Annotated in this window: 1 protein-coding gene; it reads right to left on the bottom strand. The window is 59.6% G+C overall.

The window, feature by feature from the left end; translation table 11 throughout:
* Positions 1-218, bottom strand: a 218-nt coding sequence (locus ACM43_RS09480) for a transposase (RefSeq protein ID WP_271539837.1), incomplete at both ends; no start/stop codon positions are given.

Below are 218 nucleotides of genomic sequence, written 5' to 3' on the forward strand. Positions count from 1 at the left end.
ATAAAAATGCACCATGCAGCGTTGATAGCGTGCCTCCGGCAGATAATCCGCAACGCTTTCGACAAGACCTCGGCACGCGTCGGAAACCACCAGCTGCACGCCCTTGAGACCGCGATCGACGAGATGCCGCAGAAACGAGGACCAGCCGGATTTGTCCTCCTTGGCGCCTTCACAGATGCCGAGGATCTCCCGGAACCCCTCAGCATTGACCGCCGAGG

The organism is Bradyrhizobium sp. CCBAU 45321 (assembly GCF_028128975.1).
GTDB lineage: Bacteria > Pseudomonadota > Alphaproteobacteria > Rhizobiales > Xanthobacteraceae > Bradyrhizobium > Bradyrhizobium yuanmingense.